Here is a 24,536-nt window from a genome sequence, read left to right on the forward strand (position 1 = left end):
ACCGATCGCCGGGTTCATCATTATCGTTGCCGGGAAAGCCCGGTGTGTCAGGAGGCGGAACGCAGGCGTTCGATGCGGTCGAGCAGCGCCTCGAGGGCGTCTTCGAACTCGGCGGCGCCGTGGTCGCGCGACAGTTTCGGCTGCAGCCGATACAGATTCGGGAACTGCTCGAGCGCCCCGGTGGACGGGGCCGGTGTGCGCTCGCTCCCCGGTACCGTGACGTGGCCGGCCACCTCGAGCAACAACTGGCCGAGCAGAAAGGTCGTGAACGACCGATACACCGCGACCGCCTCGTCGTCATCGAAGCCGTAGCACAGCAGCGTGTTGAGAAACGTCTCTATCCACCGCAGGTTGCCCAGCGGCGGCCGCGCCCACGGCGCCTCCGGCGCGAGGGCGACCGCCGGGGCGAACAGCTCCGGCTCGCGCAGCACGATGCGGCGGACCCCGTGCGCCGATCGCACCAGGAAATCCTGCCAGCTGGTCGAGGACGACGCTTCTCGCAAGCAGTTGCCGATCGTGTCGCCGGCCTCGGTGTCACGCTCGCCGACGGAACCCTGACCGCACATTCGACACAATCTAGCGGCAAGCGTTTACCTTGTAAACTCAACAGCTCAGCCACTGTTTCCCGAACCGGGCAACGTGATGCCGGGCGTTGCGTGACGCCCCGATCGCCGACGCGCGCCCGTCGGGTGTTTAGGGACTGGGTGGGCGGTGAAATAGTCTGACCGTTGGTCTTGCTTCGACGCGTGTAGTGAGGGGATGTTTCGGTGGACGAACATCACGACGATCGCGTAGAGGATTTGGCGAAGTCGCCGGACTCTCGCGGTTCCGAGCCGGGCGACCGCGACGAGTCGCGCGCGCCGTTGAGCCGCCGCCTGATCCTCGAGGCCGCGATCGACCTCGTCGATCAGGAAGGGCTGCGCAAGCTGACCATGCGCCGGCTCGGAGCGGTGTGCGGCGTCGAGGCGATGGCGCTCTACCGTTACGTGCACAGTCGTGAGGACCTGCTCAGCGGCATCGTCGCGCTGCTGGTCGACGATCTGCACGAGCACCAGCTCGCGGCGCGCCGCCGGGAAGACGGATGGCAGGACTTCCTGGTGCGGCTCGCGCACGGCGTTCGCCAGATCGCCCTGGACCATCCCGAGCTGTTTCCCCTGGTGGCCACCCGTGCGCCGGAGGCGCCGTGGGTGCGCCCGCCGCTACGCAGCCTGCGCTGGATGGAAACCTTCCTGGACACGCTGCTCTACTACGGTTTCGACGACGACGCCGCGGTCTCGGCCTACCGCTCCTACACCACGTTCCTGCTCGGGCAGTTGCTGCTGGAGGTGGCCGGTCGGCCCGCCAACGTCCCGGCGGAGCCGGATCGCTCGCATGCCGAGCAGCTCGCGGGATACCCGCATCTGTCCCGGCTGGAATCGAAACTGGCCGAGGATCACAGCGCGCTCGAGTTCGAAGAGTCGCTGGAAGCCCTGCTCGATCGACTCGAACGCACGCTCCCGGCCGAGTGATCGCGCACCCGCGCGCACCCGCAGACCGCGTGCCAATCAGGGATACAATGTAAACTCTCCTCGGTGACCAACAACAACGCTGGACCGAAGACTGAGCGAGACCTTCGTCCGGCCGGTACGCGGCTCTCCCTCGAATCAACCGTGCTCGACGGCGTGACAGTGCTGCGGATCGGCGGCGAAATCGACGTCCTCACCGCCCCCCATCTCGGCGCCGCCCTCGATGCCGCCCTGGCGGCCGACGCGGCGAACCACGGTGTCGCCGTCGATTTGCAGGCGGTGACGTTCCTGGCCTCGGCCGGGCTGTCGGTGCTGGCCGCCCAGGTGCGACAGGATCCCCGCGAGAGCCGGATCGCCGTGGTCGCCGACAACTCCGCGACGCTGCGCCCGATGCAGCTGACCGGTCTGATCGACCTGCTGATCGTCCGCCCGACCCTCGCCGAAGCCTGCGCGCAGCTGCGGGCGAACCGCAACGAATCGGCTTAGCCACGATCGCGATTGGAACAGGCGCGGATGGATACTCCCCGCCACATGACGACAACGCTCTCCTCGCCGGCCCGCACCGTGGACATCACCGTGACCCGATCGAGCGGCACGGAGCCCGAGTCGCCGGACTGGCAGCACGGTGTCGTGTCCTGGTTCGACGTCTCCAAGGGCTTCGGCTTCCTGGCGGCGGAGGCCGGCCCGGCGGTATTCGTCGATTACCGGGTGATCGACGTGCCGGGCCTCAAGGCCCTGGCCGCCGGCCAACTCGTCGCCTACACCGTGTCGGAGACGCCCAGAGGGCCGGAGGCGACCCGGGTGGTGCCCAGCCTGAACTGAGCCGCGCGCTTCAGCTGCCCAGCTGAATCGACTCGATCTCTACCGGAACCTTGGGCTTGCCGTCGCCGGGGCCGTTCGTCTCGTCGCTGCCGCTCGCGGCGATCTTGTCCAAGGTGGCCAAGCCCTCGGCGTCGACGGTGCCGAAGATCGTGTACTGCGGTGGCAGTTGGGAGTCGCCGAAGACGAGGAAGAACTGGCTGCCGTTCGTGTCCGGGCCCGCGTTGGCCATGGCGAGCACGCCGCGCTTGTAGTCGACCGGCAGCTGTGCGCTCGGATCACCGACCGGGAAGTGATCGGTCGGGTACTCGTTGGCGAACTGGTAACCGGGGCCGCCCATTCCGGTGCCGGTCGGGTCGCCGCACTGCAGCACCTTCAGTCCCGCGCCGGTGGTGATCCGATGGCAGGAGGTGCCGTCGAAGTACCTCTGCTGCACCAGGCTGGTGAAACTGTTGACCGTGCACGGTGATTCGGCCTGTTTCAGGGCGAGACCGATCGAGCCCGCGCTGGTCCGCATACTCATGTTGACCGCTGCGGCGGCTCCCGTCGTGGGCACCTCGATCCGCTCGGGCTTGGTGACCGGCTTGTCGGCCGGCCCGGTGCCGGCGGCGTAGGTGCAGCTGACCAGAGCCGCTTTCGGCTTCGGGGCAGGCAGGCCGGACTCGGTCAGGGATTGCGCAACGGTGGTGGACGACAGCGGTGCGGTTGTCGGCACGGCAGCGTTGTCGTCGTTGCTCCCGCTCAGCGCGAACAGCCCTGCGCCGACGATCAAAACCATGACGACAGCACCGATTCCGCCCAGAATCCACGGGAGGTTGTTACGCGGCGGCCGCCCACCCGGGTATCGCCCACCGTAATACTGCTGCCCCTGCTGCGGAAAACCTTGGGGCGGAACCGGATTCCCGACCCACGGCGGCACACCACCGGACGCGTGTGGACTGTGCGGCGGACCGCCGTACCGCGGACCGCTCCCCGCGTCACCGTGATTGCCTTGCACCCTGCGATCCCCCAACTACCCCGGCGGCGAACTAGATCGGACTTGCCGCACGATGGTACCGGTCCGATTCGTTCCGGTGATGGATCAATTGCTGAACGCATTCGGTGTCGACGATGGATTCTGATGTGGCGAAAATATGAGGACCCGACGGAAGAGCTGAGATGCAGACGTGGCAAGCGACGAATCCTGATTTCGAACAGGCCGTGCGGGCGGTGGTGCTCAGCATGCCCGCCGCCAAGCACCTGGGTTTCGATTTCGGCCGGATCACACCGGGCGCGGCCGAGGTCATTCAGCCCTATCGCACGGAACTCACCCAGCACGACGGATTCTTTCAGGGCGGGGTGCTCGGCGCGCTGGCCGACTTCGCCGCCGGCTCCGCGGCCGGCACGCTGCTGGCGCCCGGATGGGTGAATATGACCATCGATTACACGGTGAAGATTCTGGCCCCGGCGCGCGGCCCGCAGGTCGTGGCGCGGGGCCGGGTGATCAAACCGGGCGCGCTCATCACGATCGCCGCCGCCGATATCTTCTCCGTCGACGGCGACGACGAAACCCTGTGCGGGACTGCGCTGGTGACGATGCGCAACGTGAAGCTCGCCAAATAGGTTCAGCGCCGGACATCCCTCTTCGAGCTCTGCCCCCGCCTGCGCGGCGGTTCCGGGCATCCGCCGCTGTCTGGGCAGAGCCCTGGTCCGACCAGCTGATCAAGGTGTGGCACAACGACTTTCAGGAACGGATCGGACCCATGCCCACCATCCTCGCCGACGGCACGCCGATCGCCTACACCGACACCGGCCTCCCGCCGGATCGCCCGGAGGCGCCCACCATCGTTTTCGGTCACGGATTGTTGTTCGGCGGCTGGATGTTCCGGCCGCAGATCGATGCCCTGCGCGAGCACTACCGGTGCGTCGCGATCGACTGGCGCGGACAGGGCGAAACCGGGCCGGTCGCAGGCGGTTACGACATGGATACCCTCACGCGCGACGCCGTCCAGGTGATTCGGGGCCTGGGAATCGCCCCGGCGCACTGGGTGGGGCTGTCCATGGGCGGCTTCGTCGGGCAGCGCGTCGCGGCCCGGCACGGTGCGCTGCTGCGCTCGCTGACGTTGCTGGACACCAGCTCCGAGCCCGAGGACGCGAGCAAGATCGGGGAGTACAAGCGGCTGGCCGCGGTAATGCGGTTGTTCGGTGTGACGCCGGTCCGAGGCAAGGTCACACCGCACTTGTTCGGGTCGACCTTTCTCGCGGATCCCGCGAACTCCGCCGTCGTCGAAGAATGGGCCGCCCGCCTGCGGCGTTGCGACCGTGCCGCCCTGCGCCGGGCGGTTCTCGGCGTCGCCGACCGCGCACCGGTGGACCACGAGATCCCCGCCATCACCCTGCCGACGCTGGTCATCGTCGGCGCCGACGACACGGCGACGCCGCCGCCGCGATCCGAGCGCATCGCCGAGTTGATCCCGGCCGCCGAGTTGCACATCATCGCCGAGTGCGGCCATTCCAGCAGTTTGGAGCAGCCGGCGGCGATCACCGAACTGCTGTGGGAATTCCTGGCCCGGGTCGACGCTGCCTGATCGGGCAGTGTCTCGCCCTTTTCAATCCGGCAATTCGTGGAAAGTATCAATCGCCACAGGCCACCGCAGCCCTGCGAGACTCATCGTGTGATCAGCGCGATTATGCGAATTCGGTCCATTACCTACCAATCAGAGGGCGTGCTGTCCTTTGTGCTCACCGACCCCGGCGGCGCGCCATTGCCGCCGTGGGAGCCGGGTGCGCACGTGGATGTCGTCCTGCCCGACGGCGTCGTTCGCCAGTACTCGCTGTGCGGCGATCCCGCGAATCGGGACAGCTACCGCATCGCGGTGCTGCTCGAGGAACAGGGGCGGGGCGGGTCGGCGTGGATGCACGAGCGGGTGCGGCCCGGCACGCTGCTGGAGATCCGGGAGCCCCGCAACAATTTCCCGCTCGCGCCGGCGGCGAGCTACCTGTTGATCGCCGGCGGCATCGGAATCACCCCGCTGCTGCCGATGATCCGCGAACTCGAACAGCGCGGCGCCGACTGGCAATTGCACTACGGCTGCCGCACCGAAGCGCGGATGGCCTTCACCGACGAGTTGTCCGCCTACGGCGCGCGGGTTCGGCGCTACCCGCAGGACGAAGTCGGGTTGATGCCACTGACCGAGATCCTCGATCCGATGCCCTCGGGCACACTCGTGTACTGCTGTGGCCCGGAACCGCTGCTGGCCGCGGTCGAGCAGCACTGTGCGCCGGAGGTGTTGCGGATCGAGCGCTTTCATCCGAAAGAGTTCGCGCCGACCGGACCCGACCGGCCGACGACCGTGGTGCTCAACCGATCCGGCCGGACCGTCGACGTCCCGGCCGGATCGTCGATCCTGGACGCGCTCGAACGGGCCGGTGCGGACGTGCTGTGGTCGTGTCGCGAAGGAACGTGCGCGACCTGCGAAACCACGGTCCTGGAAGGCGAAATCGAGCACCGCGACTCGGTTCTCACGCCCGCTGAGCAAGAGTCGGGCAAAACCATGATGATCTGCGTCTCCCGAGCGCGCACGGAACGCCTCGTGCTCGATGCCTGAAAGGTCGAAGACTGTGCACGATGTCATTGTTGTCGGCGCGCGCTGCGCCGGCGCCACGGTCGCGATGCTGCTCGCGCGGCGCGGCTACCGAGTGCTCTGCGTCGACCAGGCGCTGTTTCCCAAGGATGCCGTCTCGACCCACATGCTGCGGCAGAAGGGCCTTGCGCGACTGCGGGATTGGGGTCTGCTGGACCAGTTGAAGGCCACCGGCTGCACGCCCATCCACTCGATCACGATGTCCTACGGTGACGCGCGGTTCTCCGGCTTCTCCGACCCGATCGACGGTATCGCCGAGACCTACGCGCCGCGGCGCATCGTGCTCGACAAGCTGTTGCAGGACGCCGCCCGGTCGGCCGGTGCCGAGGTGCGCGAGGGTGTCACCGTCCTCGATCTGGTACGCGACGGGGACGTCGTCACCGGCATCGTCGGCCGCGACCGCGACGGCGAACGGGTCGTCGAACACGCCCGCCTCGTGATCGGCGCCGATGGTTACGCCTCGACCGTGGCCGAGCTCACCGGCGCGCAGAAGTACGACGTGATCCCGGGGGAGACCTTCACCGCCTACTCGTACTGGTCCGGTCTGAAGATGCAGAGCGAGTTGCGGATCGGCGACAAACAGGCGGTCGGCGGCTGGCCGACCAACGACGGCAAGACGCTGATCTGGTGTGTGCAATACGTCGACCGGTTCGCGCCCTTCCGCACCGACGTCGAGCGCAACTTCTCGCTGGCGTTCGAGGAAACCGCGCCCGATCTCGCCGACCTGCTCGAGACCGGCGAGCGCGACGAGCGGTTCTACATCGCCCGCTACCCGGACAACTTCTACCGCGAATCGCACGGCCCGGGGTGGGCCCTGGTCGGCGACGCCGGCTATCACAAGGACCCGTTCACCGGCCTCGGGATCAGCGACGCGTTCACCTACGCCGACCTGCTCGCCGAGCGCGTGCACGAGGGTCTGACGGGGGCGCGGCCACTCGAGGAAGCGCTCGCCGACTATCAGGCGCAGCGAGATCGGTCGAGCAAGGCGATGTACCGGTTCACCTGCGAGTCCTCGCGACTGGTGTTGCCGGACAAGCATGTCGAGGTGATGCGGGCACTGCCGAGCAGCCCGAAACACACCCAGCAGTGGTTCCGGATGATGGCGGGCGGACTCAGTGCCCGGGAGTTCTTCGCCGAGGACAACCTCGCCGCGCTGCTCGATCCGCAGGTCGCGTGATGACCGTGCAACCGTTCGACACCGCCGGAATCTTTCGCGACGAGCACGGTATCGCGCAGTACTCCGGCCTGCCGGATTCGCTGGTGGACATGCTGCGCCGCACGGTGGAGACCTGGCCCGATCAGGAAGCTGTCGTCGAGGTCGGCGGCGAGCGACTCTCGTACCGGCAACTGTGGGAGCACGCGTCGCGGGTCGCGGGTGGGCTGCGGGACAAGGGCATTGCGCCCGGTGACCGGGTCGCCAGCCTGCTCGACGCCGGAACCGATTGGGTGGTCGGCTTTCTCGGCATCGTGCTCGCGGGCGCGGTGGCGGTGCCGGTCAACACCCGTTTCGCCGCTCCCGAGATCGAGCATGTCCGCACCGACTCCGGCGCCGCGTTCGCCTTGCGCCCGAATGAGCCGCTGCCGCAGGGTGATCCCTACGTCTACGAGGGCGCGGCCGCCACCGATCTCGCCGCGATCTTCTACACCAGTGGCACCACCGGACGGCCCAAGGGCGCGATGACCACGCACCGCAACCTGCTGTCCACGGTGGAGAACGTGCGCCGGCTCGCCGGTATCGCCGCCGACGAGGGCCCGGCGCTGCGCAACCTGGTTTCGGTGCCGCTGTTCCACGTCACCGCCTGCAACAGCCAGCTGATTCCACAGCTCGCCATCGGCGGGGCCACGATCATTCTGCCGCAGTTCAAGATTCAGGATTTCCTGCGGGCGATCGTCGACGAGCGGGTCACCTCGCTCACCAACCCGCCCGCCATCTACTATCTCGCGTTCCGGCAGCCCAACTTCGCCGACTTCGACCTGAGCGCGGTGAACCGGGTCGCCTACGGCGGCGCGCCGGTCGCCCCGGCGCTGGTCGCCGAGATCGCCCGGCACTTCCCGAATGCACGGCTGGCCAACGGATTCGGTCTCACCGAGACCTCGTCCATCGCGACCTACCTGCCCCACGAGTGGGCCACCGAGCACGCGGAATCGGTGGGATTCGCCGCACCGATCGTCGACCTGGCCATCGACGCGCCCGATCCCGTCAGCGGCGTCGGCGAATTGCTCATTCGTGGCGCTACCGTCGTCGCCGGGTACTGGAACAACCCCGCGGCCACCGCCGCGACCTTCGCTGACGGCTGGCTGCGCACCGGTGATCTCGCCCGCGTCGACGAGCACGGGCTGGTGTCGATCGCCGATCGGGCCAAGGACATGATCAACCGCGGCGGCGAGAACGTGTACTGCGTCGAGGTGGAGAACGCTCTCGCCGGCGCCCCCGGCGTCGGCGAATGCGCGGTGGTCGGGGTGCCCGACGACATGATGGGGGAGAAGGTCGGCGCGGTGGTGGTGCCGGTGGCGGGCACCGAGTTCGACGAGGTCGCCGTGCTCGACCATCTGCGGGTGCGGCTGGCGGATTTCAAAGTGCCCCAGTATTTCTCGGTGCGCACGGCGCCGTTGCCGCGCAACGCCGGCGGGAAGATCGTGAAGACCGAGCTGCGCTCCGAACCGTTCAAGCCCGCCGCACGAGGGTGATGCTGGTTCGCCGCTGCTCGGCGAAGGCGTAGATGTCGTCGTCGGGTGCCAGCTCCTCGGCACGGTAGCCGATCGTGCTGAGGATGGCCCCGCGGGCGACGTCGAAGACATCGGTGTAGTACAGCGCGCGGCTGACCCTGGTGTAGGCCGGATCCGTGCCTTGGTCGACGCCGGAGAGGTTGACGTTCGCGGTGAACCAGCCTGCCCGCGCCGCCAGCAGCGTGCCGAGTATCCGGGCGGTCGCCTCGGGCACCCACTTCCAGTCCCAGTCGTGCGGCTCGGCCCACGGCCCGCCGAACTCGCGCGAGACCGCGATGCCGGGCACACCGCGCGCCCCTGCTTCCTGGACAGCGCCGTAGGTGCCGCTGACATTCAGGGTGGCGCCGATGTTCTCACCGGCGTTCACCCCGCTCAGGCACAGATCCACCGGCGCGATGACCCCGGAGGTGAGCGCGAAGACCACGCAGGCCGCCGGCGTCGATCCCACGTGGATGGTGGGAATTTCGGCGGTCGGGGCGGCGAATTCCCAGTCCACCGCGACGCCGCTGCGCCGGGACTGGCCCGCGCCCGACATCGGCCCGCTCGGTGCTACCACCGTCGCGTCGATGCCGAGCGCGCGCACCGCTTCCGCCAGCGCCAGGAGTCCCGGCGCGCGGTAGCCGTCATCGTTGGTGATCAGCAGGTGCATCGAAAGCCGATACTCGGGCGCCGGTTTCCGGGTCGAACAGGTGCAGCCGGTCCGCCGGGACGTAGACCTGGATCCGCGCGCCGACGGCCGGAGCCGGATCGTTCGCGGGCAGCGTCACGGCCCACCGGCCCGATTCGCCGGTGCATTGCGCGATCTTGGCGTCGCCGGTGAACTCGACCAGCTCCACCACGCCGTGCACGAGCAGACCCGGGCCGTCGTGCTGCCGCAGCGTGCCGTCTCCGGCTCGCCAGCCCAGTTTCAGTTCCCCCGGCAATCCGGGGATCGCCTGCGGGAGAAGTACTTCCAGACCGGACCCGGTCATCTCGTCCCCGGCCTGGTTCATGGCCACCGTCGCCAGGTTCATCGGCGGACTACCGAGGAAAGTCGCGACGAACAGATCGACCGGCCGCCGATACACCTGCGCCGGACTGCCGACCTGCAACACCCGCGAATCGTTCATCACCACCAGGTGGGTGGCCATCGACAACGCCTCGAGCTGGTCATGGGTGACGAGCACGACGGTATTGCCGAGCTCGCGATGCAGCCGCACCAGTTCGACCCGCGCCTGCTGGCGCAACTGCGCGTCCAGCGCGGACAGCGGCTCGTCGAGCAGCAGCACCTTCGGCTGCCGGACGATCGCCCGGGCCAGCCCGACCCGTTGCCGCTGACCACCCGACAACTGCGCGGGCCTGCGGTGGCGCAGCTCGCTCAGCCCGAGGCTGGCACAGGCGCCGGCCACGCGCCGCTCGATCTCGGCGCGGTCGAGCCCGGACTTGCGGTTGTGTTTGCCTTCCAGCCGCAGGCCGAAGGAGATGTTGCGCTCGACGGTCATGTGCGGGTACAGCGCGAAGTCCTGGAACACCATCGAGACACCGCGTCGTCCCGGCGCCACCTCGGTGACGTCGGCACCGTCGATCAGCACCCGTCCCGTGGTCGGGGTGATCAGGCCGGACACCACGCCGAGCGCGGTCGATTTGCCGCAGCCGGACGGACCGACGAGCACGGTCAGCGATCGGCCCGGCACATGCAGGAGGTCGACGTCGAGAGCCGGGCGGTCCTCGCCGTACTGCTTGGTGATGCCGTCGAGCACCACGCCGGCCGAGAGGTCGACCGCGGCGGTCAGCACCGGGGGCTCGCTCACACTGAGACTGGTCATGTCGATTTACCGCACCCCTGAATGAAGGAAGGCGTCCGCGATCCGTCGCGACGCCAGGACATAGATCACGACGACCGGCAGCGACGCCAGCATCGCCGCGGCGAGCATCGGCCCGAACTGCGCGCTCTCCGGGCCGAGGAACAGCGCCAGACCCGGCTGGATGGTGGTGTCCTGCGGATCGGGCATCACCAGCAGCGGCCACAAGAATTCGTTCCACGTACTGATGAACAGCAGGATCGACACCGCGCCCAGCGCCGGGCGCAGCACGCCGAGCACCACGTGCCGCAGGATCTCCCACGACGTGGCGCCTTCGAGCGCCGCCGCGCTGATCAGCGAGGGCGGCACCGAACGAATGTGGTCGCGCAGCAGCAGCACCGCGAGAGCGCTGACGCCCAGCTGCGGAATGATCACCCCGATCGTGTGGCCCTGCCAACCCAGCTTCGCGGTCATCAGGAACTGCGGAATGATCAGTGCCTGCGGCGGGATCAGCAGCGAGACACCCACGGCGGCGAGGACGAAACCGCGGCCGCGCGCCTTCTCGAAGCGGACCAGCGCGTAGGCGGCGGGCACCGCGACGAGCATCGTCGCGAGGGTGACGCCCGCGGCCATCACGAAGGTGTTGAACAGCAGCGTGCCGATCGGGAATCTGCCGATGGCCAGGTCGTAGTTCTCCAGGCTCGCCGGAAACGGAATCGGATTCAGATCGAAGATCGTCGACACCGGTTTGAACGAGGTGGCCAAGGCCAGCGCCACCGGGAACAGCATCAGCACAATCGCTGTGATCAGTAGCAGGTGCCTGCCGATCGCGTCACCGCGTCGCACGGAATCTCCTCGAGAGCAGGTTGTAGCAGGTCAGGAGCAGCCCGAAGGCGAGGGCGATGACAATGGCCGCCGCCGACGCGGTGCCCGCGTCGAAGAAGGTGAAGCCATAGGTGTAGAGCCGGTAGTAGACGTTGTCGGTGGCATTGCTCGGCCCGCCGCGGGTGAGCACACCGATATTGGTGAACAGCCACGGCCACACCACCACCATCGACAGCAGTCCGAGCAGAATGATCGGGCGGCGCAGCTGGGGCAGGATGATCGCCCGGGTGATCTCACCCTCGGTGGCGTCGTCCAGGCGCGCGGCGTCGATGGTGCGGCGATCCAGGTTCGCCAGCGCCGCGCCGAACAGCAAGGTGTTGAGCGCCACCACTTTCGGCGCCGTCACCGCGACGACGGTCGGCAGCGCGGTGGCCGGGTCGCCGAGCCAGTTGATCGGTGCCACACCGGCGAATCCGAGCACCTGATTCAGGGTTCCGTAGAGCGGGTCCAGGATGAACTGCCACGACAGCGCATTGGCCACCGGTGCGAGGACGACCGGCAGGAACAGCAGCATCCGGTAGAACTCGCTGGCCCGGCCCGGCCGCTTCCACAGCGCGATCGCCAGCGCGCACGGGATGACCGTCGCGAACGGCAGCACCAGCACCGCGTACTTCAGCGTGTTCCAGGCCGCGTTGCCGAATTCCGGCTCGGTGAGGAGGGTTTCGTAGTTGTCCAGGCCGGCCGGCTCGATGTCGGGGGAGATCAGGTTCCAGTCGAGGAAGCTGAGCACCGCGGTGAACACGAGGGGACCGTAGACCCACACCACGATCGAGAGCATGGCCGGTGAGAAGTACAGCCAGGCCACCCCGGTCGCGGCGGGTCGCTCGGCCGCGCGCACCTTTCGCCGCACCTCGCGAGTCTCGAGGAGGGTCATGCCCCGGCTCGCACTTCGAGCATCCGCAGCGTGGTGTCCAGGGCCTCGGCGTAGTGGCGGGCGTGGCGCATTTCGATGATGATCGCCGGGTCGCGGGGGAAGGCCGTCGACAAGACCTCGGGCAACGGGATCGTGCCCCAACCGGGCGGCAGGTGCAGGTCGCCCTCGCCGAGGAGTTCGAGTTCGTACGGGCTGGCGTCGGGCTGGCTGGCCATCCGGCCGAAGTTGTCGTGCAGGTGCACATGCCCGACGACCGGGGCGACGTCGCGAATCGCCTCCAGGAAGTCGTAATTGAGGTAGCCGGCCGACAAATAGGCGTGGCCGACATCGAGGCACATCGACACCGCGGGGTGATCGATCTGCTGCACCTGCTCGGCGACCAGATCCAGGCGCATGCCGTAGGACCGGCGGGCCAGGACCGCGGGGCCGGGCGCCCGGTTCTCGACCGCGATCATGACCCCGCGGGCGCCGGATTCGTCGGCGAGGTCGCGCAGCATCGCGCGCTCGGTCGCCATGCCCGCGGTCAGCGCCGCACCGTCGGTGTACAGGTTCGGCAGCACCCCGGCGTGGTAGACCAGCACCTCGGCGCCGATCGCGGCGGCCACGTCGAGATCGGCCTGCAGGCCCGAGCGCTGGGCGGGCGCGCTCGCGCTGTCGAGCAGGTTGCCGGTGCGGCCGGACGAATGCCATGAGCTGTGCAAGGTGAGTCGCAGCGGGCACCCGGCCAGCGCGTCGCGCAGCGCCGCCAGCCGGGAGCGGTGCGCCCGCCCGCCGATCACCACCCCGAGTCCGCCGCCACCGAGTTCGGCGTAGCCGAATCCGGCGGCGGCGGCCTCGTCGAGGAATTCGCGCATCTCCTCGAAATCGGAACGCAGGAGCTGCTTTCCCGACCATGGATTGACCGTCAGGCCGATCTTGTTCGGGACCGCGCCACCGTTCGGTGAACCGTTCGGTGGCAGGTGTGCGAATGCCTGGTGTGACAACGTTGGCTCTCTTCGAGGCGGGTGATGGTGCGGCGGAGGGGTGCGGTCGAACTCAGTTCAGGTCGCGGATTTTCGCGGCGGCGGCGCGCAGGGTCGCCGCCGGGTCGGCGCCGCGCAGGACGATCGGCTCGACCGCCTCGTCCTGGAGGATGACGACGCCCTGGTTGGACTGCTTGCCGGGGAACGCGGTGTAGGGCGTCAGGTCGGCCATCTGCTTGACGGCCGAGCCGAGCCGCGGGTCGGCCGAGGACTCCGCCGCGGTCCGCAGCGGCAGGTAGCCCATCTGCGAGGCGATCAGCTTGAAGCTGTCGTCATTGGTGAGGAACTGCACGAACTTCCACGCGGCCCGCGCCTTGGCCGTGTCCTTGGCCGCGATTGTCAGGCCGGAGCCGGAGAAGGTGGGGCGGGCGGGCAGGTTGTCGAAGGCGGGCAGCGGCGCCACCTGCAGGGCGAACTTGCCCTTGGCGGCCTGGTCGAGGGTCAGCAGACCGCCGCCGGTGGTGATCAGCATGCCGAGCTTGCCCGAGTTGAAAGCTCCTTGCGCGGAGGCGAAATCGACGGCGGGCTGCACACCGGACTTGGTCAGATCCTGGATCGTCGAGAGCGCCGTGATCACCGGGGCCGAGTCGACGGTGATGTCCCCGCTGCTCGACACCAGGGCGCCGCCCGCGCTGTTGACCAGGGACTGGGTCAGGTAATCGGACTTGCCGGGGTCGACCGCCGAGACATACACGCCCTGCGCCTCGGTCTTGTCCTGGATCGCCTGCGCGGCCTGCTTGAGCTGGGCCATCGTCTTGGGCGGCTGGGCCGGGTCGAGCCCGGCGGCGGTGAACAGGTCGGCGTTGTAGAAGACCACCGGGGTGGCCATCATGAACGGCACCGCGACCGGCTTCTTGTCGCCGGCGACCGGGGTCGCCTTCAGCACCGACGGCACGAAACCGGCCATGTGCGAGTTCCATTCGGCGGCCCCGGCGACCTCTTCGAGGGACCGCAGCGGCAAGGTCCGCGAGGCCTGGGCGACCTTGCTCCAGCCGATCTGCGCGACGTCGGGTGGGTTGCCCGCGACCATTTCGCTCTGGAGTTTGGTGAGCGCGTCGGAGGTCGGGACCGACTGCGGTTTGACCGTGATCTTCGGGTTGGCCGTCTGGAAGTCGTTGATCAACTTCTCCAGGCCCTTGCCCAGCGGGTTGGCCTGTCCGTAGGTGTAGGACAGGAAGGTGATGGTCACCGGGTCGTCGGCCGCGGCCGGACCGGAGGTGTTCTGGCCGCAAGCCGCGAGCAGCGTGGTGACCGCGACGAGCACGATCCCCCATCCGGCCTTACGGCCGTGGTGGTGCGAGTTCATAACAGGCTTTCTGTGAAGGGGATAGCCGAATCTGAGGTCAACGGAGCCGGACTCCGCCGTGGGTGACGGTCATGTCCTGGATGCCGCGCAGGTTCACGTTGGGGCGATACCGCAGCGAACCGGGGACCAGCACCGGGTCGATCACGCGCGCGGCGAAGGCGGACAGCGCCGCGGCGCCTTCGGCCCGGCCCAGCGCGGCGGCGAGGCAGAAATGCGCCCCGGCGGAGAAGGCGAGGTGGTCGGCCGCACCGCGGGCCACATCGAAACGGTCGGCGTCGGGGTAGTGCTGGGGATCGCGGTTGGCCGCGGCGAGCAGGACCAGCATCGCGGTGCCGGGGCTGATCGCGGTGCCGCTGATCTCCATGTCGCGGGTGGCGATGCGCATCACGAACTGGATCGGCGCGTCGTAGCGCAGCACCTCGTCGGCCGCGCTGATCCCCAATGCCGGGTCGGCGCCGAGGATCTGGCGCTGGTCCGGGTGCTGGAGCAGGGCGAGCACGCCGTTGGCGATGAGGTTGGCGGTGGTCTCGTGGCCCGCGACCATCAGCAGCACGCAGGTGGCGAGCAGTTCGCTCTCGGTGAGCACCTCGCCTTCCTCCTCGACCTCGATGAGCCGCGAGAGCAGGTCGTCGCCGAGGTTGCCGCGCCTGCGGACGATCAGGTTCTTCAGGTAGTTCATCAACTCGTTGCGCGCGCCCTCGGCGTCCTCCAGGTCGTCGTTGTGGACGACGAGGTTGAAGTCCAGGACGCGGCCGAGCCGGCGGGCGGCGGGCTCGAAGTCGCTGAATTCCTCGACGGGAATACCGAGTAGGGCGCACATGATCCGCACCGGAAGGGGCAGCGCGAATTCCGAGACCACGTCGAACTCGCTCTTGCCGGCGATCTGCTCGACCAGTTCGTCCACGATCGAATGGATTTGCGGCTGCGAGGCCCGGATAACCCTGGGGGTGAAGGCTTTCGACACGAGTCGCCGAATGCGGGTGTGCGCGGGCGGATCGAGGAACAGCAGGGATTCCGAGCGCTCCGGGTGATCCTTGCCGAGCCGGGACAGCTTGGGGTCGTTGCGGACCGATGGGTCGCGCAGCACCTGCTGGCAATCGGCGTAGTTGGCGATGACGACGAGGTCGCCGCCTTTGGCGACCAACGGCGACTTCGTGCGCAGGGCGCGGTGGATCGGGTAGGGATCGGGTCGCGTGTCCGGAGCAAACAGTGCGGCCAGTGTCATCTCGGCGTCGTGCTGGCTGGCACCTGTGGTCGTCATTTTCTGGGCTCCTTCGAAATCGGCGTCGAAATTATTCGGCACACCGCGGAAAAGTTTTCCATCCAGATGTCGTGGGCGACAACACGAAAGGCATTATTGATCCATTACGGTACGAAATGGATCGAGCCGTCCGGCGAGGGATCGACGGGTTTCGCCGTGTCAGCGATTCGATTGGCGAATCGACCGTGTTCACAGCACTGTTCGCGGCGCGGTGCGGCGCGCTGCGAGGCAGGGTGGACACGCCGTAGGGCGGCAGGAATTCGAGCGCTGCTCACCTGATCTTCACGGTCGCGTTCCTCAATGACGTGCGGTGCCGCTATACAAGGTGCATATCTCGGACGAGTCACGTACCTGATCACGCGAGGCGCGCAATATGGAGACACGACATATCGAGGCATTTCTTGCCATCGCCGACGAACTGCACTTCGGGCGGGCGGCCGCCAGGCTCCACCTCACGCAGCCGTCACTGAGTCAGCAGCTCAAGCGCCTGGAACGCCATCTCGGCGTCGAACTGGTGTCGCGGACGTCGCGGGTGGTGCAGCTGACCCCCGCGGGTGAGGCGTTCCGCGCCGACGCGCGCCGGATACTCGGGGAGGTGCGCTCGGCGACGAGCACCGCCCGCGACATCGCGGCCGGCCGCATGGGCAAGATCACCATCGGGTTCAACGGCCGCGCCGGGCAGCTCATCATGCCCAGGTCACTGGCCCAATTGCACGAGCGCTACCCCAATATCACCACCAAGCTCAGCTCCGGCCGGTCCGGTCCGCAGCTCACGGCTCTCACGCGCGGGGAGATCGATGTCGGTCTGCTCTACGGCGGCGCGTCCAACGGCGGGCTGGTGCTGTCGCGGTGTCTGCTACAGGTGCGCATCGGCGCACTGGTCGGGCAGGGGCACCGGTGGGCCGACCGATCCTCGATCTCGATCCGCGAACTGGCCGAGGCGCCGTGCGTGCTGTTCAACCGCGAGGTGAGCCCGGCGATGTACGACGCCATCATGACCTCGAGCGAGCGGGCGGGCGCGTTCCCGAAAGTCGCCGAGTACATGAACGATTCGGTGGCCACCGCGATCACCGTGGCGGCCCGCCGATATGTGGGATTCGCGTCGTTCATCAGCATGGACGAGCCGCGGCCGATGGGATTGAAGGTGGTTCCCCTCGTGGATCCGGAACCTGTGGTGGAATTGCAGGCCGCCTGGCGCGTCGACAGTCCCAACGAAACGGTACAGGTATTTCTCGACAGCCTGGATTCGACGAAGAACTTCCTGCAGTCCACCATACGGGGCAAGGTGTACGGAGAACCATTGGCGAGTTGATTGCCATTCGGTCGATTCGGATCGGTAATGGAAATCCGGCCCGGCGGGTGCGGATGGTGCAATTAATACATGGCACCTGAACTGAAAACCTCAGCCACCCTCGGTTCGGTATTCGAGGCGATCGATCCGGATAACCCCGACTACTTGTACTTACAGCGAATTGTGAGCAAGTTGGTTCCTTTCGGTACCCACGCGGGTATCGAGATCACCGAAATAAGTCCGCGGCGCGCGACCGTGGAGATTCCCGACGAGCCCTACATCCTCAACCATCTGCGCACCGTGCACGCCGGTGCGCAATTCCTGGCCGCCGATATCGCCGGCGCCTGCGCGTTCGTGGGCGCGCTGGCGACCCGGTTGTCCGCCATCGAGACGCTGGTGCTGCGCGACGCGCGGCTGTCGTTCCGCAAGCCCGCCCTCGGCCGGATCCGGGCGATCGGGGTCATCGACCCGAGCGACGTCGCGACGGTGCTGGCGGCCAAGGCCGGCCAGCGGGTGGACGTGGACGCGCGGGCGCTGATGTACGACGCGGCGGGCGTGCTGGTCGGCAAGGTCGCGCTCGACTACGTCTGCACCCTGGCCGCGGAGGCGTGATGAGCGAGCGACGCACCGAGATCATCGGGCTGGAATCGACCACCGTACCCACCCCCGACGGCGCGGCCCTCGCGGTACGCCTACTGCCGCAGGCGGATCCGAGCGCGCCGGTCGTGCTGATCCTGCCCGCCATGGCGATCAAGGCCAAGTACTACCTGCCGCTGGTCACGGCCTTGCACGCGGCCGGCCTCACGGCCGCGGTCGTCGATCTGCGCGCCCAGGGCGAGAGCAAGCCCGCCCTGGGCGAGGGCCCCGGGTTCGGCTATCGCGAGCTGGTCGAAGTCGACCTGCCCGCCGTGGCCGACGCGCTGCGCGAGCGGTTCCCGCAGGCGCCGCTGCACCTGTTCGGGCACAGCCTCGGCGGACAGCTCGCGCTGCTGTTCGCGGCGGCCGAACCGGGCCGGGTCGCGAGCATCACCACGATCGGCACGGGTTCGGTGTACTGGTGGTCGTTCGAACCGCGCCGGCGTCTGGAAGTGCTGGCCCAGGGACTGTGGGTCGGCGCGGTCGTCCGGCTGCGCGGCCGGTGGACCGGCGGCAGCGGCATCGGTCCGATGACCGGGGGCGTCATGCTCGACTGGGCCCGCCACCTGCGGACCGGGGGCTATCGCCCCGGCGGCAGTACCCGCGACTACGACCGGCTGCTGCGCGAATGCGCGCTGCCGGTGCTGCTCATCTCCCTCGACGGCGACCCGCTCGGCCCCGAGTCCACGGTGCGTTTCCTGAGCAATCGGTTGCGCGCGGCGAAGCAGCACCGCTGGCACATCGACCGGACCTCCGGCCTGACCCACATCGGCCATGCGTCGTGGGTGAAGGACAGCGAGCTGGTGGCGCCGGTGGTCGGCGCCTGGATCACCGAAGGCCGGCCGCCCAGCTAGCCGAGCCCGGCATCTCTCGACAGCGACACCTGCCCTCGGGCTCCCAGAAGGATTGGCACAGTGACGACTTCCCTTGCACCCTCGGCACTCGCCAGGGACGACAACTCCATCTACCAGGCGCTGTCGGAATTGGACAAGCCGGTCTTCGTGGTCCGTGACGATCGCGGCATCGCGGTGACCATCGACGCCGCCGCCGCCCGTGACGCGCAAGTACTGGCCGCGGCTCCCGCGCTGCGGCCGGAAACGCTGGGCAACAACGAGTTCCGGCAGACCCATGGCGTGAACTACGCCTACCACGCCGGTGCGATGGCCAACGGCATCGCCTCGGCCTCGATGGTGGTCGCGATGGCGCGCGCGGGCATGCTCGCCTCGTTCGGGGCGGCCGGTGTGCTGCCCGCCCGGATCGACGAGGCGCTGGCCACCATCGGCCGCGAAGCGCCGGGAAAACCGTTCGCCTGCAACCTGATCCACAGCCCGAGCGAGAGCGCACTGGAACGCGCGATCGTCGACGTGTGCCTGCGCCACGAGGTGCGCTGTGTCGAGGCGTCCGCGTTTCTCGACCTGACCCCGCAGGTGGTGCGCTACCGGCTGGCCGGCCTGCACCGCGACCCGAACGGGCAGGTGACAGCCCGGAACCGCGTGATAGCCAAGGTGTCTCGCGCGGAGGTCGCCGAACTGTTCCTGCGTCCGGCGCCGCGGCACCTGGTGCGCGGCCTGCTCGACGCGGGGGAGATCACCGCCGAGCAGGCCGAGTGGGCGGCATCGATCCCGATGGCCGACGACATCACCGGCGAGGCGGACTCCGGTGGGCACACCGATGGCCGTCCGCTGGTGGTGCTGCTGCCGTCGCTGCTGGCGGTGCGCGAGCGCATCCAGCACGAATACGGGTACGCCCAGCGCGTGCGGGTCGGCGCGGCCGGTGGCATCGGCACCCCGGCGGCCGCCGCGGCGGCCTTCGCGATGGGCGCCTCCTACGTGGTCACCGGGTCGGTCAATCAGGCCACCGTCGAAGCGGCGCAGTCCGATACGGCGAAGCGGCTGCTGGCTTCGGCGGGCGTCGCCGACACCACGATGGCGCCCTCGTCGGACATGTTCGAACTCGGCGTCGACGTGCAGGTGCTGCAGCGCGGCACGATGTTCGCGAGCCGGGCGCGGCGGCTGTACGACACCTATCGGCGCTACGACGGCATCGAGGCGATTCCCGCCGCCGAACGCGCCGAAATCGAGCAGCGGATCCTGGCCCGCTCGTTCGACGAGGTGTGGGACGACTGCCTCGGCTACTTCCGCGAGCGCGATCCCGAGCAGATCGCGCGGGCCGAGGACAACCCGAAACGCCGTATGGCACTGATCTTCCGGTGGTATCTGGGCCGATCATCGGGCTGGAGCACGGCCGCGACGCCCGAGCGCACCGCGGACTATCAGATCTGGTGCGGACCCGCGATGGGCGCGTTCAACGACTGGGTCGCCGGAACCCATCTGGCGGCGCCGGAGCAACGCCGGGTCGCCGAGGTCGGGCTGCAGATCATGCGCGGTGCGGCGTTCGCCACCCGCGTGAGTCAGCTGCGTGCGGCGGGCGTGCGGCTGCCGGGTCGCTGCTCGACCTACGTTCCGGCTCCGCTGACCGGAATGGAGTCGCGATGAGCAGCGCGGTGCGGGAGCACCGGGTCGTCCAGGAATATAGTGTCGCGCCGCTGGTCACGATGGCCGATGGCGACAACTTGGCCGACATGGTGTTCGGCAAGGCCGAAGCGGACCCGGCGGCCGTCGTGTTCAGCCGCAAGACGGCCGAGGGCTGGCTCGACGTCGGCTACGGCGAGTTCGCTCGACTGGTCCTCGGACTGGCGAAAGGCTTGATGGCCAACGGAATCGGCGCGGATGATCGGGTGCTGATCCTCGGTGGCACCAGTTTCGAATGGTCGGCGGTGGACTTCGCGGTGCTCAGCGTGGGCGCGGTGGTCGTGCCGGTGTATCCGACGTCCTCGGCGGAGCAGATCCGCCACATCGTGGCCGATGCCCGTCCCCGCGCGTGTTTCGTGGAGACGGTCGAACAGCGCGAGCTGGTCGGGCTGGACGGGCGGGCCTGGCTGCTCGGCTCGTCGTTGCCCGCGCTGATCGAGCAGGGCGCGGCGGTCGACGACGCCGCGGCCACCGAGCGTCGGCAGGGGGTGCGCGCCGATGACATCGCGACGATCGTCTACACCAGCGGCACCACCGGCGTGCCCAAGGGCTGCATGCTGACGCACCGCAACATCTTCGCCGCCGCGGCCAATGTGGTCGAACTGCTCGACACGGTATTCCGGCGCACCCCTGCCGATCCCGCGTCGACCCTGCTGTTCCTGCCGCTCGCGCACGTGTACGGGCGGGTCGTGCAGTTCGGCTGCGTCCTGGCCGGGGTCCGGACCGGTCTGGTCGCCACGCCCGCGCAACTGCCCGCCGAGCTGCCCGCCTTCGCACCGACATTCCTGATCGGCGTCCCCTATGTGCTGGAGAAGATCCGCAAGGCGGCACGGCAGGCGCTCGGCGGCGATCGGTACGACGCCGCGGAGGCGGCGGCGATCGCGATCGGGCACGCCCGCCGGCACGGTCGGCAGCCCCCGGCGAGTGCGGTGATCGACGCCGAGATCGGCGGGCAATGGCGCGGCATGCTCGGCGGCCGGCTCGAGCACATGGTCGCGGGCGGCGCTTCGCTGGAGCCGTCGACAGCGGACTTCTTCACCGGGATCGGTGTGCAGATCATCGGCGCGTACGGCCTCACCGAGGCCGCTTCGACGGTGAGTATGAGTGCGCCGCAAGCCAATCGGGCGAACGCGGTGGGCCGGCCGGTGCCGGGCACGACCGTCGCGATCGCCGACGACGGCGAGATCCTGGTCCGTGGCCCGCAGGTCTTCCCCGGATACTGGCCCGACGGCGGTCGTCCGGCCGAGGACTGGCTGGCCACCGGTGATCTCGGCCGGCTCGACGAGGACGGATTCCTGTTCATCACCGGCCGGCGCAAGGAGATCATCGTCACCAGCGGCGGCAAGAACGTGGCGCCCGCGCCCCTGGAAGACCGGGTTCGCCTGCACGCCTTGGTCAGTAACTGCATGCTCGTCGGTGAGGGCCGGCCGTATGTGACCGCCCTGATCACCGTCGATCCGGTGGTGCTGGCGCGCTGGGCGGCGGAGCGGGGCGTGGACCTCTCTGGCGGTGTCCCGACCGGTGACGCCCGGTTGCTCGCGGAGATCTCGGCCGCTGTCGAGGCGGCGAACCAGCTCGTCTCCCAGGCGGAGTCGATCCGCCGGTTCGCCGTTCTCGCGGAGGACTTCTCGATGGAAAAGGGTCAGCTGACGGCGTCGTTGCGGCTGCGTCGCGCAGCGATCGAAGCCGACTTCGACGCCGTCATCGCCGAGCTCTACCCGGGCTGACCCGGGGCCAGCCAGCAGAAGTACTCGAGGTCCACCTTCGCCAGCAGCGCGCCGCCGTCGTCGTGCAGCAGCGCCTTTCCGGTGAGGTCGAACTGCTCCTCGGTCCCGCGCCCGACCACCTCGGCCAGGACCGGGGAGCTCACCGTGCCGCTGGCGCGAATCCGCCCGCGGGCCGGCCGGAAGAAGGTGGCCTTGGTGCTGCGCAGCACGAAGGTCCGCACGTGCAGGATGCGCGGCGCGATGACGCCGGAAAACGCACCGGCGCAAGCGACTTCGGCGGCCAGGAACAGCGCGCCCGCGTGCACGGTGCCCAGGTGATTGCTCATCTCCGGCGTCTCGGGGATCTCGGCCACCGCCGAGCCGGGCCCCAGTTCGGTCATCCGCACTCCCACCAGATTCACGAACGGGACGAGTGTGTCGACGGTCTTGCGGATCTGTTCGTAGTCCGGCGCCGCGGCGCCGGAGATATTCGTCAGCCGAGCCTGCGCTGCGGCGATTCCGGGGGCCGGTTCATTTCCAGTAGGCATGCCCAATTAGCCCATATCGAACCGTTTTTCATGATGAACGGAAGTTGAATTCAACCAATCATTCGAGCTGCTGGAACGCCAATACTCGGATCCATTGTTCGGGAACGTCTATTCATGTAATCCGATTGGAAATCGGTCGCCGGATCATGCGGTTCGTCTCCGTAAAATCGCAACCGGGGCCACAAGCGTTTTATTTACCGAGGAGTCACCCTGATGTATGACGCGATTGTTGTCGGCGCGCGATGCGCGGGTTCACCGGTCGGCATGTTGCTGGCGAGACAGGGGCATCGAGTCCTGGTGGTGGACCGCGCCACCTTCCCCAGCGACACCGTCTCGACGCACTACATCCAGCAGCGCGGGCTGGCCCGGCTGGCCCAGTGGGGCCTGCTCGACAAGCTGATCGCCACCGGTGTGCCGGCGATCAAACGGATGACCGTGTCCTACCTCGACATCGTCATCGCGGGATTCGCCGATCCGATCCAGGGCATCGATGCCACCTACGCGCCGCGGCGCACCGAACTCGACGCGATCCTCGTCGAGGGCGCGAAAGAGGCCGGCGCCGAAGTCCGCACCGGCTACACCGTCAGCGAGCTGATCATCGAGGACGGCGTGGTCGTCGGTATTCGCGGTTCGGTAGCCGGGGGCGAGGTCACCGAGGAGCGGGCCCGCATCGTGATCGGCGCGGACGGCACCAACTCCTTCGTCGCCAATGCGGTCGGCGCCGAGATCTACACGAAGGTCCCGGCCGAGTGCTTCATCTACTACAGCTACTTCAGCGGCCTGTCGCAGACCGAGTTCCACAGCCGGATCGGCGACAAGCAGCAGATCGGTATCTGGCCGACCCACAACGACCAGACGCTCGTCGCGGTCATGCGCAAGATCGACGCCTACGCCGATTTCCGTACCGACGTCGAGGCCAACTTCGTGCAGGTCGCTCGCGAGATCCTGCCCGAGTTCGCCGAGGAACTCGTCACCAAGGGCAAGCGCGAGGACCGTTTCTACCCGATGCGGTATCCGGACAACTACCGCCGCCAGTCGCACGGCGCGGGCTGGGCACTGGTCGGCGACGCGGGCTACCACAAGGACCCGTTCACCGGACTCGGGATCTCGGACGCGTTCGACTACGCGGCGCTGCTCGCCGAGCGTATACACGAGGGTCTGACCGGCCAGCGGCCGATGGCCGAGGCCCTCGCCGACTACCAGCGCGAGCGTGACGAGAAATCGCAGTCGGGTTTCGAATTCACCTGCACGATCTCCACGCTCGAACTGACCCCGCAATTGCTGGCCATTTTCCGTGCGCTGGAACACAACGAAGAATACGCCAAGGATTTCTACGCGATGGTCGGCGGCGGAATGACCGGCGAGGAATTCTTCGCTCCGGAACGCATCGCGAAATTACTCGGTGCCAACGCATGAGCTGATGGTGCTCGGCGACAGTTTCGCGGAGGGGCGCGGCGGTTCGGTCCAGGCCGACGGCTCCTTCGCGGGATTTGTCGCGCACGTCGAGCACCTGCTCGGAATATCCGGCGCGACATTGAACCTCGGTTCGTACGGAGCTACCACGCAGGATGTCGTCGACCGGCAGTTGCCGGTCGCCCTCGCCGCCGACGCTCCGCTGATCGGCGTGATCGTCGGCGGAAACGACCTGGTCACCGACTACGACCCGGATCGCTTCCGCCGCAACCTGCGTCACATCTACGCCGGGCTGGTGCGCTCGGATCGGCTGGTGTTCACCACGAACTGGCCGAACATTCCCGACCGCCTGCCCGGCCTGCCCGAATCGTCGCGCGCGGTGCTGCGCACGCGATTCGCGCAAGCCAACGACTATCTCGACGACCTCGTCCACGAGTTCGAGCTCGTGCGACTCGATTTGGTGAACGCACCCATCACCGCGGACCCGGTCATGTGGTCCCCGGACGGCATGCATCCGAGCCCGGCGGGCCATCAGCTCATCGGCACGGCGATGGCCGACCTCATCGACGAGGTCCGGACTGTGCGAGTTACGCGACTCTGAGCAGAAG

The 24,536-nt window shown here is 68.2% G+C and carries 25 protein-coding genes; 15 read left to right on the forward strand and 10 right to left on the reverse strand.

Features of this window, described 5'->3' with window-relative positions; translation table 11 throughout:
* Positions 1-47 precede the first annotated feature (47 nt).
* A complete protein-coding gene (locus AB0I43_RS25805; protein WP_356974172.1) occupies positions 48-566 on the reverse strand; it encodes a TetR/AcrR family transcriptional regulator C-terminal domain-containing protein in 519 nt (172 codons plus the stop codon).
* A gap of 297 nt (positions 567-863) precedes the next feature.
* Here AB0I43_RS25805 and AB0I43_RS25810 point away from each other — a divergent pair, with 297 nt between their 5' ends.
* The 3 genes from AB0I43_RS25810 to AB0I43_RS25820 all read left to right on the forward strand — a co-directional run bounded on the left by AB0I43_RS25810 (position 864) and on the right by AB0I43_RS25820 (position 2,327).
* On the forward strand, positions 864-1,508 hold the full coding sequence (locus AB0I43_RS25810) for a TetR/AcrR family transcriptional regulator (RefSeq protein ID WP_356974566.1): 645 nt from the start codon (positions 864-866) through the stop codon (positions 1,506-1,508).
* Positions 1,509-1,571: 63 nt separating this feature from the next.
* Complete coding sequence (locus AB0I43_RS25815; RefSeq protein WP_357432704.1) at positions 1,572-1,991, forward strand: anti-sigma factor antagonist; 420 nt, start codon at positions 1,572-1,574, stop codon at positions 1,989-1,991.
* 45 nt (positions 1,992-2,036) lie between these two features.
* The gene (locus AB0I43_RS25820; RefSeq protein ID WP_356974170.1) at positions 2,037-2,327 is read left to right on the forward strand and encodes a cold shock domain-containing protein; all 291 of its coding nucleotides are present in this window, start codon (positions 2,037-2,039) and stop codon (positions 2,325-2,327) included.
* Between the two features lie 10 nt (positions 2,328-2,337).
* Here the strand turns inward: AB0I43_RS25820 and AB0I43_RS25825 are convergent, their stop codons facing one another.
* A complete protein-coding gene (locus AB0I43_RS25825) occupies positions 2,338-3,102 on the reverse strand; it encodes a peptidylprolyl isomerase (RefSeq protein ID WP_357432705.1) in 765 nt (254 codons plus the stop codon).
* A gap of 380 nt (positions 3,103-3,482) precedes the next feature.
* On the opposite strand from AB0I43_RS25825, the gene AB0I43_RS25830 reads away from it, so the two are divergent.
* The 5 genes from AB0I43_RS25830 (at position 3,483) to AB0I43_RS25850 (ending at position 8,635) form a co-directional block, all read left to right on the forward strand.
* Positions 3,483-3,926, forward strand: coding sequence for a PaaI family thioesterase (locus tag AB0I43_RS25830; protein ID WP_356974168.1), 444 nt, complete (start codon positions 3,483-3,485; stop codon positions 3,924-3,926).
* A gap of 140 nt (positions 3,927-4,066) precedes the next feature.
* Positions 4,067-4,891 carry an alpha/beta fold hydrolase gene (locus AB0I43_RS25835; protein ID WP_357432706.1) on the forward strand — a complete coding sequence of 275 codons (825 nt, stop codon included), beginning with the start codon at positions 4,067-4,069 and terminating at the stop codon, positions 4,889-4,891.
* A gap of 138 nt (positions 4,892-5,029) precedes the next feature.
* Complete coding sequence (locus AB0I43_RS25840) at positions 5,030-5,911, forward strand: PDR/VanB family oxidoreductase (protein WP_357432707.1); 882 nt, start codon at positions 5,030-5,032, stop codon at positions 5,909-5,911.
* Positions 5,912-5,924: 13 nt separating this feature from the next.
* Positions 5,925-7,124: an NAD(P)/FAD-dependent oxidoreductase gene (locus AB0I43_RS25845; RefSeq protein ID WP_357432708.1), complete on the forward strand. Its 1,200-nt coding sequence runs from the start codon at positions 5,925-5,927 to the stop codon at positions 7,122-7,124.
* Complete coding sequence (locus tag AB0I43_RS25850; protein ID WP_357432709.1) at positions 7,124-8,635, forward strand: AMP-binding protein; 1,512 nt, start codon at positions 7,124-7,126, stop codon at positions 8,633-8,635. The genes AB0I43_RS25845 and AB0I43_RS25850 overlap by 1 nt, the downstream gene beginning before the upstream one ends.
* Here the strand turns inward: AB0I43_RS25850 and AB0I43_RS25855 are convergent.
* Genes AB0I43_RS25855 through AB0I43_RS25885 form a run of 7 tightly spaced genes read right to left on the reverse strand, consistent with a single transcriptional unit; the run spans position 8,613 to position 15,803 of the window.
* Complete coding sequence (locus tag AB0I43_RS25855) at positions 8,613-9,323, reverse strand: 5'/3'-nucleotidase SurE (protein WP_357432710.1); 711 nt, start codon at positions 9,321-9,323, stop codon at positions 8,613-8,615. The two genes, AB0I43_RS25850 and AB0I43_RS25855, sit on opposite strands and share 23 nt — an antisense overlap.
* Positions 9,298-10,479 (reverse strand): ABC transporter ATP-binding protein, encoded by a 1,182-nt coding sequence (locus AB0I43_RS25860; RefSeq protein WP_357432711.1) that lies wholly within the window; start codon positions 10,477-10,479, stop codon positions 9,298-9,300. The genes AB0I43_RS25855 and AB0I43_RS25860 overlap by 26 nt, the downstream gene beginning before the upstream one ends.
* A gap of 6 nt (positions 10,480-10,485) precedes the next feature.
* On the reverse strand, positions 10,486-11,301 hold the full coding sequence (locus tag AB0I43_RS25865; RefSeq protein ID WP_357432712.1) for a carbohydrate ABC transporter permease: 816 nt from the start codon (positions 11,299-11,301) through the stop codon (positions 10,486-10,488).
* On the reverse strand, positions 11,288-12,214 hold the full coding sequence (locus tag AB0I43_RS25870; RefSeq protein WP_356974160.1) for a sugar ABC transporter permease: 927 nt from the start codon (positions 12,212-12,214) through the stop codon (positions 11,288-11,290). Before AB0I43_RS25870 ends, AB0I43_RS25865 begins: the two co-directional genes overlap by 14 nt.
* Entirely contained in the window at positions 12,211-13,197 is a 987-nt protein-coding gene (locus tag AB0I43_RS25875) for a sugar phosphate isomerase/epimerase (protein WP_357432713.1), read from the reverse strand. The genes AB0I43_RS25870 and AB0I43_RS25875 overlap by 4 nt, the downstream gene beginning before the upstream one ends.
* A 52-nt stretch (positions 13,198-13,249) precedes the next feature.
* The gene (locus AB0I43_RS25880; protein WP_357432714.1) at positions 13,250-14,542 is read right to left on the reverse strand and encodes an ABC transporter substrate-binding protein; all 1,293 of its coding nucleotides are present in this window, start codon (positions 14,540-14,542) and stop codon (positions 13,250-13,252) included.
* Between the two features lie 37 nt (positions 14,543-14,579).
* Positions 14,580-15,803, reverse strand: a complete 1,224-nt coding sequence (locus AB0I43_RS25885; protein WP_357432715.1) for a cytochrome P450 — start codon at positions 15,801-15,803, stop codon at positions 14,580-14,582.
* Positions 15,804-16,176: 373 nt separating this feature from the next.
* Between AB0I43_RS25885 and AB0I43_RS25890 the strand changes: the two genes are divergently transcribed.
* From AB0I43_RS25890 to AB0I43_RS25910, 5 genes are all read left to right on the forward strand, one after another.
* Positions 16,177-17,115 (forward strand): LysR family transcriptional regulator, encoded by a 939-nt coding sequence (locus tag AB0I43_RS25890; RefSeq protein ID WP_356974156.1) that lies wholly within the window; start codon positions 16,177-16,179, stop codon positions 17,113-17,115.
* A 144-nt stretch (positions 17,116-17,259) separates the two neighbouring features.
* Positions 17,260-17,706, forward strand: coding sequence for a YiiD C-terminal domain-containing protein (locus AB0I43_RS25895; RefSeq protein WP_357432736.1), 447 nt, complete (start codon positions 17,260-17,262; stop codon positions 17,704-17,706).
* Complete coding sequence (locus AB0I43_RS25900; protein WP_357432716.1) at positions 17,706-18,584, forward strand: alpha/beta fold hydrolase; 879 nt, start codon at positions 17,706-17,708, stop codon at positions 18,582-18,584. Before AB0I43_RS25895 ends, AB0I43_RS25900 begins: the two co-directional genes overlap by 1 nt.
* 60 nt (positions 18,585-18,644) lie before the next feature.
* On the forward strand, positions 18,645-20,225 hold the full coding sequence (locus AB0I43_RS25905) for a PfaD family polyunsaturated fatty acid/polyketide biosynthesis protein (RefSeq protein WP_357432717.1): 1,581 nt from the start codon (positions 18,645-18,647) through the stop codon (positions 20,223-20,225).
* On the forward strand, positions 20,222-21,988 hold the full coding sequence (locus AB0I43_RS25910) for an AMP-dependent synthetase/ligase (RefSeq protein ID WP_357432718.1): 1,767 nt from the start codon (positions 20,222-20,224) through the stop codon (positions 21,986-21,988). Before AB0I43_RS25905 ends, AB0I43_RS25910 begins: the two co-directional genes overlap by 4 nt.
* Here the strand turns inward: AB0I43_RS25910 and AB0I43_RS25915 are convergent.
* The gene (locus AB0I43_RS25915; RefSeq protein ID WP_356974151.1) at positions 21,976-22,515 is read right to left on the reverse strand and encodes a PaaI family thioesterase; all 540 of its coding nucleotides are present in this window, start codon (positions 22,513-22,515) and stop codon (positions 21,976-21,978) included. The genes AB0I43_RS25910 and AB0I43_RS25915 overlap by 13 nt on opposite strands.
* 213 nt (positions 22,516-22,728) lie before the next feature.
* Here AB0I43_RS25915 and AB0I43_RS25920 point away from each other — a divergent pair, with 213 nt between their 5' ends.
* Together AB0I43_RS25920 and AB0I43_RS25925 are read left to right on the forward strand one after the other, a co-directional pair.
* Positions 22,729-23,931, forward strand: a complete 1,203-nt coding sequence (locus AB0I43_RS25920; protein WP_357432719.1) for an NAD(P)/FAD-dependent oxidoreductase — start codon at positions 22,729-22,731, stop codon at positions 23,929-23,931.
* Positions 23,918-24,529, forward strand: a complete 612-nt coding sequence (locus AB0I43_RS25925; protein ID WP_357432720.1) for a GDSL-type esterase/lipase family protein — start codon at positions 23,918-23,920, stop codon at positions 24,527-24,529. Before AB0I43_RS25920 ends, AB0I43_RS25925 begins: the two co-directional genes overlap by 14 nt.
* Positions 24,530-24,536 lie beyond the last annotated feature (7 nt).

The sequence above is a fragment of the Nocardia sp. NPDC050435 genome (genome assembly GCF_040655395.1).
Lineage (GTDB): Bacteria > Actinomycetota > Actinomycetes > Mycobacteriales > Mycobacteriaceae > Nocardia.

Excerpts from the sequence above, each read along its gene's own strand:
- AB0I43_RS25885 (WP_357432715.1), bottom strand. The coding sequence starts at position 15,803 with ATGACGACCACAGGTGCCAGCCAGCACGACGCCGAGATGACACTGGCC.
- AB0I43_RS25915 (WP_356974151.1), bottom strand. The coding sequence starts at position 22,515 with ATGCCTACTGGAAATGAACCGGCCCCCGGAATCGCCGCAGCGCAGGCT.
- AB0I43_RS25830 (WP_356974168.1), top strand. The coding sequence starts at position 3,483 with ATGCAGACGTGGCAAGCGACGAATCCTGATTTCGAACAGGCCGTGCGG.
- AB0I43_RS25910 (WP_357432718.1), top strand. The coding sequence starts at position 20,222 with ATGAGCAGCGCGGTGCGGGAGCACCGGGTCGTCCAGGAATATAGTGTC.
- AB0I43_RS25835 (WP_357432706.1), top strand. The coding sequence starts at position 4,067 with ATGCCCACCATCCTCGCCGACGGCACGCCGATCGCCTACACCGACACC.
- AB0I43_RS25900 (WP_357432716.1), top strand. The coding sequence starts at position 17,706 with ATGAGCGAGCGACGCACCGAGATCATCGGGCTGGAATCGACCACCGTA.
- AB0I43_RS25805 (WP_356974172.1), bottom strand. The coding sequence starts at position 566 with ATGTGCGGTCAGGGTTCCGTCGGCGAGCGTGACACCGAGGCCGGCGAC.
- AB0I43_RS25820 (WP_356974170.1), top strand. The coding sequence starts at position 2,037 with ATGACGACAACGCTCTCCTCGCCGGCCCGCACCGTGGACATCACCGTG.
- AB0I43_RS25825 (WP_357432705.1), bottom strand. The coding sequence starts at position 3,102 with ATGGTTTTGATCGTCGGCGCAGGGCTGTTCGCGCTGAGCGGGAGCAAC.
- AB0I43_RS25870 (WP_356974160.1), bottom strand. The coding sequence starts at position 12,214 with ATGACCCTCCTCGAGACTCGCGAGGTGCGGCGAAAGGTGCGCGCGGCC.
- AB0I43_RS25890 (WP_356974156.1), top strand. The coding sequence starts at position 16,177 with ATGGAGACACGACATATCGAGGCATTTCTTGCCATCGCCGACGAACTG.
- AB0I43_RS25920 (WP_357432719.1), top strand. The coding sequence starts at position 22,729 with ATGTATGACGCGATTGTTGTCGGCGCGCGATGCGCGGGTTCACCGGTC.
- AB0I43_RS25860 (WP_357432711.1), bottom strand. The coding sequence starts at position 10,479 with ATGACCAGTCTCAGTGTGAGCGAGCCCCCGGTGCTGACCGCCGCGGTC.
- AB0I43_RS25850 (WP_357432709.1), top strand. The coding sequence starts at position 7,124 with ATGACCGTGCAACCGTTCGACACCGCCGGAATCTTTCGCGACGAGCAC.
- AB0I43_RS25880 (WP_357432714.1), bottom strand. The coding sequence starts at position 14,542 with ATGAACTCGCACCACCACGGCCGTAAGGCCGGATGGGGGATCGTGCTC.
- AB0I43_RS25855 (WP_357432710.1), bottom strand. The coding sequence starts at position 9,323 with ATGCACCTGCTGATCACCAACGATGACGGCTACCGCGCGCCGGGACTC.